General features: G+C 35.7%; 1 protein-coding gene. It reads right to left on the reverse strand.

Going from position 1 to position 1,187, the window contains the following annotated elements; translation table 11 throughout:
* Positions 1-1,187: transporter substrate-binding domain-containing protein (locus CXF78_RS01200; protein WP_145991310.1), on the reverse strand; the 1,187-nt coding region annotated here is incomplete at both ends.

Here is a 1,187-nt window from a genome sequence, read left to right on the forward strand (position 1 = left end):
CAAATATTTCCATTTCAAATGGAGCTAATTTCTCGCCGTTAATAATGCGCTGAATATATCCTGAGATAAGTTTGTTTTTCGGATTATCCGTTAAATACTTATAGTAATACTCACCAAAACCAGAAATAGTAAGCCCCAAAATATGAGTAACCGATGGGCTAACGTATTGTATAAATCCTTCGATATCGTGTTGATAAAAAATATATTCATCTTCTAACGACTCAACCAAACCACGGTATCTATTTTCGCTAATGGTAAGCTGAAGCGTCCGTTCCAAGACGTTTTGTTCAAGATTATTTTTTAATTCGTTTAATGCCATATTGGCATTTGCAGTATTAATATTAGCAATGGTTAAGGCTTGATTATTCCGTCTAGCTTGCAAAATCCACACACTAAGCAACAAAATTAATACACCTGCCACCGCCGCAAACTCAATCAAATCTTGGTAATCTTTCGGCAGTGTAATGTTTGCCCCCCAGGCTTCATTAATGGCAATTTTTTCAGCAGAGCTCAACGAGCTCAACCCTTTCTGCATAATACTGGCTAATATAGGAAAATCATTTCTGACTGCGATTGATTCATTAGCATTATTTTTTTCGTAAAATGCGACAAATTTTAAATCGGAAAATGAATACTTTAACTGGTAATAATTAGCAGCAGCAAAAAAGGTAATAGCCGCATCAGCTTGATTTGCCTGAACGGCTTCCATTGCTTCACGCATATTATCAACAAGCAATGGGGTCACACTGGGAAATTCATCGATAATTTTATCGGTATATTGATAACCTTTTACTAAGGCTATGGTTTTATTTGCGATATCACTGCGGTTATGAATATGATGCTTGTTTTTTTTGCCGATAATGACCAACGATTTATACACTATTGGGCTAGTGAATAAGAATTTTTTTTCGCGATTAGGTGTGTTAACCATGGTCAACACAATATCAATGTCCTTTTTCTGCAGGTTTTTTACAATATTTGGCCAGCGAGTTTCATCACTTAATTCAAATTGAATATTTAATTTTTTACCCATTAGAAATAAGGTATCAATTGCCATACCAACAATTTGACCGTTTTCATTGATATAGCTGTAAGGAGGGAAATATCCATCAACGCCAACACGAATGGGTTGGTGCTCGCTCAACCACTGTAATTCGTTTTCATCAAGTGTTATAGGCTCAATAACG

Origin of the sequence: Shewanella sp. 11B5, from assembly GCF_002836795.1 — a bacterium.
Taxonomy (GTDB): Bacteria; Pseudomonadota; Gammaproteobacteria; order Enterobacterales; family Shewanellaceae; genus Shewanella; species Shewanella frigidimarina.